General features: G+C 53.1%; 8 protein-coding genes and 1 tRNA gene. 2 read left to right on the forward strand and 7 right to left on the reverse strand.

Going from position 1 to position 7,625, the window contains the following annotated elements; translation table 11 throughout:
• Positions 1–433 precede the first annotated feature (433 nt).
• From VMT71_00250 to queD, 7 genes are all read right to left on the reverse strand, one after another.
• Positions 434–1,558 (reverse strand): L-dopachrome tautomerase-related protein, encoded by a 1,125-nt coding sequence (locus tag VMT71_00250; GenBank protein ID HVN22369.1) that lies wholly within the window; start codon positions 1,556–1,558, stop codon positions 434–436.
• Positions 1,559–1,657: 99 nt separating this feature from the next.
• A tRNA-Leu gene (locus tag VMT71_00255) sits at positions 1,658–1,742 on the reverse strand.
• Between the two features lie 133 nt (positions 1,743–1,875).
• Positions 1,876–2,607 (reverse strand): selenium cofactor biosynthesis protein YqeC, encoded by a 732-nt coding sequence (yqeC, locus tag VMT71_00260; GenBank protein ID HVN22370.1) that lies wholly within the window; start codon positions 2,605–2,607, stop codon positions 1,876–1,878.
• Positions 2,585–2,836: a hypothetical protein gene (locus VMT71_00265; protein HVN22371.1), complete on the reverse strand. Its 252-nt coding sequence runs from the start codon at positions 2,834–2,836 to the stop codon at positions 2,585–2,587. The genes yqeC and VMT71_00265 overlap by 23 nt, the downstream gene beginning before the upstream one ends.
• Positions 2,833–3,297 (reverse strand): hypothetical protein, encoded by a 465-nt coding sequence (locus tag VMT71_00270; GenBank protein HVN22372.1) that lies wholly within the window; start codon positions 3,295–3,297, stop codon positions 2,833–2,835. Before VMT71_00270 ends, VMT71_00265 begins: the two co-directional genes overlap by 4 nt.
• Positions 3,294–4,115 carry a GTP cyclohydrolase FolE2 gene (gene folE2 / locus VMT71_00275; GenBank protein HVN22373.1) on the reverse strand — a complete coding sequence of 274 codons (822 nt, stop codon included), beginning with the start codon at positions 4,113–4,115 and terminating at the stop codon, positions 3,294–3,296. The genes VMT71_00270 and folE2 overlap by 4 nt, the downstream gene beginning before the upstream one ends.
• Positions 4,096–4,464, reverse strand: a complete 369-nt coding sequence (gene queD / locus VMT71_00280; protein HVN22374.1) for a 6-carboxytetrahydropterin synthase QueD — start codon at positions 4,462–4,464, stop codon at positions 4,096–4,098. Before queD ends, folE2 begins: the two co-directional genes overlap by 20 nt.
• A gap of 122 nt (positions 4,465–4,586) precedes the next feature.
• On the opposite strand from queD, the gene VMT71_00285 reads away from it, so the two are divergent.
• A complete protein-coding gene (locus tag VMT71_00285; GenBank protein ID HVN22375.1) occupies positions 4,587–7,019 on the forward strand; it encodes a heavy metal translocating P-type ATPase in 2,433 nt (810 codons plus the stop codon).
• 105 nt (positions 7,020–7,124) lie between these two features.
• On the forward strand, positions 7,125–7,625 hold a 501-nt coding region (locus VMT71_00290; GenBank protein ID HVN22376.1), incomplete at its 3' end, for a ferritin-like domain-containing protein.

The raw sequence follows: 7,625 nt of genomic DNA on the forward strand, positions 1-7,625 counted from the left end.
CGCAGCAATATCGCTGGTGGTCGGCCACAGGTGATTCCGCAAACCTCCCCAGTACGTATCGTCGATGGTATAGCCCATCACCCTGGTTGAGCCTATGAGGACACTCAAGAGCAGCAATCCGATAATCAAACCTGTCTTCATTGCGATCCCTCCTTTGTGGTCTGCGCCGTTGACGCGCCGGGGATAATAAGAGAAAAGATCAAGCCGAGAATTGCAAGAATTCCCGTCATAAGATCATTCTTCTCAACGACTGATAATTGACTTGTGTCTACACGAAATGGCTGAAGGCACTCGAATCATATCAAGCCTATTATTTTGTCAAACAAAAACAATTGGCCAAGGGGTTATTTTTGTTAGGAAAAGAGGCTATAGGAACGATGGGCATAACCGGCCCCTGCACGGACCGATGACTATCATTCATGGCCTGCACCCTCTACTTCAACTTTATGCGCACCACGAGATAGGGCGGCACCCTGAGATCGTGTCCGACGTTGAAGCCGGGGTGCCTGTTCCATTGCCCTAAGGTGACGTAGAGGTAACCATTTGCCACTTGCAGCGCGTCGGGCCATGTCAAACGCGGGTCGTGAGCGATCAGTGCGTATGTGCCGTCAGCATTTCTCCGGACAATACTTTCCTGTTCGAAGGCGCCGAAATAGATGCGGCCCTCTTGGTCTATCGCAATGCCATCACAGGGTGGCCGCTCGCCTTCATCCCGTACAGACCCCGCAAGATCCGCTTCCCTGGCGTCAAGGTTTGACAGAACAGCAGTCGGAGCGCTGTAGAGACGCCTGCCGGTTAGCGAGGTCCAGTAAAGCCTGGAACTGTCGGGACTCAGGGCTATGCCGTTCGCTCCCCCGACTGGAAACGTCACGTTGCTCCGCGAATAGACGTGGGGCTCGTGTTCCAGAAAGGTCATGAAGCTCCTGTCAATCGCGACAAAAGCCGTTCCTTGAAGAATGCGCCGAGAACGGCCGCTGGCCAGATCCACTACTACCAGAGCCGGCTCCGTGCCGAATGAGGAATCGGTCACAAAGGCCGTGCCCTGAGCACCATGCGTGAGATCAATCTGCAGGTCATTCAGGTGGCTGACCCCCAGCACGACAGGTGCAGCCAGGATGACCTTTGCGATAATCTTGCCCGTGTCGACATCGAAACCAACGACTTTCGCAGCACCGGCCTTGATAGGTTGTCCTGCCTCTTTGCCGGTGTCGATCACCCACAACCGTCCCTTGGTGTCTATGGTCATGCCATGCACCGACACTAAACGATCTGCGGGGTTTTTCTCCCCCGGGAAGCTCATGACCCGATTGGGGAACGGGATCAATTCGTCATCTTTATACTCCGCGAGTGTCGGGCCCGAATGGCTGTCGGCGTGGCGGGGGAATCCGATGAAGACGCGGCCCTCTGCCGTGACGGCCAGACCCGACAAATCGGGCCAGGAAATCCGGGCCACCACCTCGAGTGGAGAGCCAAGCACTCCCTGCGCGCCGCTATCGAACGCTGAGCAGAGAAGAGAGACAACCGCGACTATGAGGATTCGCAGTGTAGTGCCGAACACAGGTTCACCTCCATAATTACTTTTTGCCACGCTCACATTGACCAGTTATTGTGCACAAGCAGAAACGGGACGTAGCGAGTAAGTTCTTGCAAGCACTAATGCCTGAGACGGGAATCGAACCCGTACAGAGCGAAGCTCCGAGGGATTTTAAGTCCCTTGCGTCTACCTATTCCGCCACCCAGGCATACCTGATTTATAATGCGGAATCGGAGGCAGTGTCAACTTAAACGGATTCAGCAGACAACTGTCAGCTCTCTGCCAACGCAATTAAAAAAGAGCAAGGAAGAGCTTCTGCGCAGAAGCATCTCTGCCCTTGTCTACACTCGTATGACATCATAGTATGTCTCAAATAGTATGCTGCAGACCAGTACACGACCGACCCCCGACGCTTCCAGTACTGCTTTCGCAATGCCAGGTACCGCGTGTTTTTCAGCGCACGCGTCATACTTGTTCAGGACAATCACGCATTTGTCGCGGTCCACCCCTTTCATCATCGCGTCGTCTTCCATGAAGCGCAGGAATAGAGAAGGTGTGATATGCGCGTCCGCCCGCGTGCCGGTCGCTCGTTCGAAAAGTTCATGCCTGAATACCTGCTCGTCTAGTCGTCCTGACAAGGCATCGAGTCCGGCTATAAGGATTACCCGGTCAGAAAAGGATGGGATCACAGGTTCGTAGTTCGCAGGATACTTGAGAGGCTTCCCTTTTGAGCCGTCTGCCTCGATCAGTACAAGATCGAAGTTTGAACCGAGTGCCGCGACCTCCTGCGGCTCTAAACCCGTAAGTTTTCTCTGCTCAACCGACTTGCCCACGCGCATGAAATCGGGCATCGCACGTCCACTATGCAGCTCGGAAAGGAGCGCGTAGGGCTCTTTCACCCATATCTTTGTCGTGGTCGTGATGACCGCGCGCTTCTTGTGTCTGATTCCTACGGATGCGAGATGCTCTATGAGGCTCGTCTTACCGCCTGCGCCGATGAAGCTTACATAATGGCTGTCGAGGGTGAGTTCAGATAAGACGCGTCCAGGATCAATCCTTCGAAAACGCCACATAGGGGAGGTTCTTGATTCGCCGTATTACCGTCTGGACGGCGGTCTCGTCCTTTGCTCGCACGAAAAAAGTGGCAAACCCCTTCTGGAGAATAAAAATACCGTCGTATGCGGTATCCTTGTGTTCTCTCACCATATATTCGATACCTTCTCTGTCGAGAGCATCCCTGAGCATGTCCGACTCAAACATGCTCTCGACGGTATGTGTCTTTACCCACGCGTAAGGGTTCATTTCCTCTCTGTGGTGGGACTCATCATCATAGGCTTGTCGAGCGGGCCGACCCAAACCTCCACGTAGGTTGACCAGGTTTCTCGTGAAATCCGGATATGGGCCGCCTTATCGTCTTTTGTATAATTGAGAATGACGGTGGCATACTTGAAGCCATTCATGAATTTCCAGTTATTCTTCGCCATATTCGTTTTGAAATACTGCTCCAGGGAATTGATGTCGAGGTTGCCCTTCAGTACAAGCACGCCTGTCTTCAGGTTGGAAGTCTCGTACACAAAGCTCTTGTCCCTGACGAGTTCCAGTTCTGTTGGTATCGGGATATCAGGGAAAGAGTAGTAGGTAACGTTCGGCGCCTCGTTCTTGGGCATCGACTGCTTATCTTCCTGGCCCGTTATCTTGTTCCACGTCGATGCACAGCCTGCGAGCAACAGTACGGCAAGAATCAGCACAGCACATTTTTTCATATCGGCCCTCCATTATTATTTTTACTCTCCAGGAACGCATAGGCACTGTGGTTGTGGATGCTCTCAAAATTTTCAGCTTCGATGGTAAACCAGGTTATGTTGGGTTCCTTATTCAGTTTTTCCGCGACATCACGGACAACGTCTTCGACGAACTTTGGGTTGAGATAGGCCTTCTCCGTTACGTATTTCTCATCCCGCCGTTTCAGCACCGAGAAGACGTCGCAACTGGAACACTGTTCAATCGCCGAGATCAAATCTTCAATCCAGAAGAATCGCTTGAACCTGACATTCACCGTGACAACGCCGCGCTGGTTGTGGGCCCCGTGTTCGCTGATCTCTTTGGAGCAGGGGCAGAGGGTCGTGATGGGCACAGAGACGGATACGGTGAAGTCCCTCATCACGTTATCTTTGTCCATGTGACCAACAAAGCCGCACGTATACTCAATGTATCCCGGGGTCCCCGTGACAGGTGCTTCCTTCTTGATGAAGTAAGGGAAGCGTACCTCAAGGTGAGCCGCTTCAGCGTGGAGCTTCTCCTTGGTCTCCCTCAGGATGTCAGGAAGGTTCTTCATGTTGATCATGCTCTTCTTGCTGTGCAGAATCTCCACGAACCTGCTCATGTGCGTGCCCTTGTAATTATGAGGAAGGTTCACATACATGTTGATGGTGGCAATGGTGTGCTGATAGCCGTTTGCCTTGTCGAGTACTGTGATGGGGTAGGTGACGTTTTTTACGCCGACCTTGTCTATCTCGATGTTCCGGTGATCGCGGCTGTTCTGCACATCTTTCATGGCCAATTCAACTTCTGTATGCTGCATAGACCTTCTCCGATTCCCATACCCGCACTTCTTTCACGGAAACGCCCTTTTCGTTAAGTAACGTTCTCAGACGCTCGTGAATATAGAGAGCAATATACTCGGATGAGCTGCCCCTTTCCTGGAAGAAAGGAATCTCGTTGATGTATTTGTGGTCGAGTTCAGCAAGGATTGTGTTGAGATGCGTTTTCAGTATTGCGAAGTCGACCAGCATGCCTTCCTCGCTCAGATGCTCACCTTCAAAGAGAGCTTCCACTTTGAAATTATGGCCGTGCAGATTCTCGCATTTCCCATGGTACGATTCAAGCCGGTGAGCAGCGGCAAAACTCTCTTTGACACAGAGGGTAAACATAGAATTACCTTATACTATATGCTGGGCGCGCCACTTGTCAATACGTGTATTCCAGTGGAACCATGGACAAAAAAGAGGGGTGAGCCTATACTTACAGGGCTGAATGTGAAAAGTCCCGGATCATGAACCACTCTACGACAAGAACAGAGATCAAGGTCACCGGCATGACCTGTGCCATGTGCGCCCGTGCCGTAGAGAAAGCGCTTGCGCAGGTCGAGGGCGTCTCTGAAGCACAGGTGAATCTCGGCAAAGAGACGGCTGCTGTCGAATACGACCGGACAAGAGTAAAACTCACCGAGCTCGAGGCGGCTATCACCGGCGCGGGATACGGTGTTGCCGACGAAAAGGTTGCGCTCCGTGTCGGCGGCATGACCTGCGTGATGTGCGCCAAGAGCATCGAAAATGCGCTTTCCCGCCTACAGGGCGTTGTGAACGTTACCGTCAACGTGGGGACTGAAAAGGCAACTGTCACGTACAATCCAAGATTGACCACGATCGGCGATATGCGCAGTGCCATTGCGGAGGCAGGCTACCAGTACCTGGGGCTGGAAGGGGAAAGAACGGACGAGGGTGAGGCAGCGCGCCTTCAAGACCTTCGGGACAAGCGGAATCAGGCGATCGTCGGATTCGCTGTGGGGATTCCTCTGATGGTGCTTATGTTCCTGCCGATCATGTCTCATCACGTTATGGCGTACTTCATGTTCGTGGTTGCAACGCCGGCTTTCATTTATGTGAGTCATCCTATATTTCGTGCAGGGTGGCGGGCCTTGCGGAACCGGAATCTGAACATGGATGTCATGTATTCCATGGGGATTGGCGTTTCTTTCGTGGCAAGCATCCTCGGCACGTTCCAGATCATACTGACAAGAGAATTTCTCTTCTACGACAGCGCGGTCATGCTTGCAGCCTTTCTCACCATGGGCCGCTATCTTGAGGCGCGGGCCAGGGGAAAGACAGGCGAAGCCATAAAGAAGCTGGTAGGCCTGCAGCCCAAGACGGCCATTATTGCGCGGGACGGAGAAGAAACGGAAATCTCTGTTGAAGACGTGCAGATCGGGGATATCGTGATTGTCAAGCCCGGAAGCAAGATTCCGGTGGATGGTCAGGTTGTTGCGGGTGAAAGTTACGTCGATGAATCGATGATAACGGGCGAACCGATGCCGGCACTAAAAAAGGAAGGAGAGAGCGTGGTTGGGGGTACACTCAACCAGAATGGGGTGATCAGATTCAAGGCGCTGAGGGTGGGCAGGGACACGTTGCTTGCCCAGATCATACGGCTCGTGGAGGAGGCCCAGGGAGCAAAGCCGCCCGTCCAGCGGCTGGCGGACAGGGTCGTTACGTACTTCATACCCGTGGTTCTTGGTATTGCGCTCCTCGCGTTCGTTATCTGGTACTTCGTTGTCGGCAATACGCTGCTCTTTGCGCTTACCACCCTTATATCCATCCTTGTCATCGCCTGCCCGTGTGCCCTGGGCCTTGCCACGCCAACGGCCGTAACAGTAGGGGTGGGCAGGGGAGCCGAACTTGGCATCCTTATCAAGAGTGGTGAAGCCCTCGAATTATCGGAGCGGATCAAGGCTGTGGCTTTTGACAAGACCGGAACCCTCACCAAGGGCCGCCCCGAAGTGACGGATATTTTTCCCATAGGCGTTGATGAGGGTGAACTCTTACGACTTGCAGCCAGTGTCGAAACAAATTCGCAACATCCTTTAGGGGAAGCCATCGTCCGAAAAGCCAGAGAGCAACATCTCGAAATCGAAGAGACCGAACAGTTTGATACTTTCGGCGGTAAAGGGGTGATCGCGACCGTGGGCGGTCATGAGATACTCGTCGGCAACAGGATCTTTTTGCACGAGCGGAACGTGCTGCACCCGGAAGAGATGGATGAAAAGGTGCGGGAATTGGAAGGGGAAGGCAAGACAGTGATGCTTGTTGCTCGGGAAAATGCAGCCGTTGGCGTCATTGCAGTTGCCGACACTCTCAAGGAGACGTCCAGAGCAGCTGTCTCCGAGCTCAAGAACTTGGGTCTCAAGGTTGTAATGGTAACAGGTGACAACAGGAGAACAGCGCAGGCGCTTGCGCGCCAGGTGGGGATTGACGAAGTGATTGCAGAGGTACTGCCGCAGGATAAGGCGCATGAAGTGCAGAAGCTTCAGGAACAGAACGGAGCCGTGGCGTTCGTGGGGGACGGCATCAACGACGCACCTGCCCTCGCGCAGGCGGACGTGGGGATTGCGATAGGCAGCGGCACCGATGTGGCTATCGAGAGCGGACAGATTGTCCTCATGCGGGATGACCTGATGGACGCGGTCGCAGGTGTGCAGCTGGCGCGGAAAGTTATGACCCGGATCAAGCAGAATATATTCTGGGCATTCGCTTACAATGCGGCCTTAATACCGGTTGCAGCAGGCATTCTCTATCCTTTCTTCGGCGTAACGCTCAAGCCCGAGTTTGCCGGACTCGCCATGGCAATGAGCTCGGTGACTGTCGTGACGCTTTCGCTGATGCTCCGCAAGTATCAACCGCCGGCCACCGCGAAGAAGAAAACCAATTGACAAAAAGCGTGCTCGTGCACAGAATATAACCGGTTCAGTTGCACGTAGCCGAAGCTTGTACAATCGATTTCTATTACCTATGAATAACCAGTGAGGAGGTGTTTCGTGGCTCAAGCTTCAAGGGAAGAAAGAAGACAAAAGGTTGTTGAGGTGTTGAATAAAGCGCGCGCACACGAGCTGCACGCCATTCACCAGTACATGAATCAGCACTACAATCTGGATAACATGGATTACGGAGACATGGCGGCCAAAGTCAAACTGATCGCAGTAGATGAAATGCGCCACGCAGAAATGTTCGCAGACCGCATCAAGGAATTGGATGGCGAGCCGACCGCAGAGCCTGCAGCGAAAACACAGCAGGGACAGAAGGTGGAAGTGGTGTTCCGATTCGACGCAGACCTCGAGGATGCGACCATTGTGTCCTATAACGAATACGCCATAATCTGCAAAGAAAATGGGGACCATATCAGCTCAAAGCTTTTCGAACTGATCATGGACGAAGAGCAGATACATTACAATTACTTCGATAATGTTGACGCGCACATCAAGAATCTCGACGGGACCTACCTCGCTCAGATCGCAGGGACGCCTTCTGCTACAGGCCTG

This window comes from Syntrophorhabdales bacterium (genome assembly GCA_035541455.1).
Taxonomy (GTDB): Bacteria; Desulfobacterota; Syntrophorhabdia; order Syntrophorhabdales; family WCHB1-27; genus JADGQN01.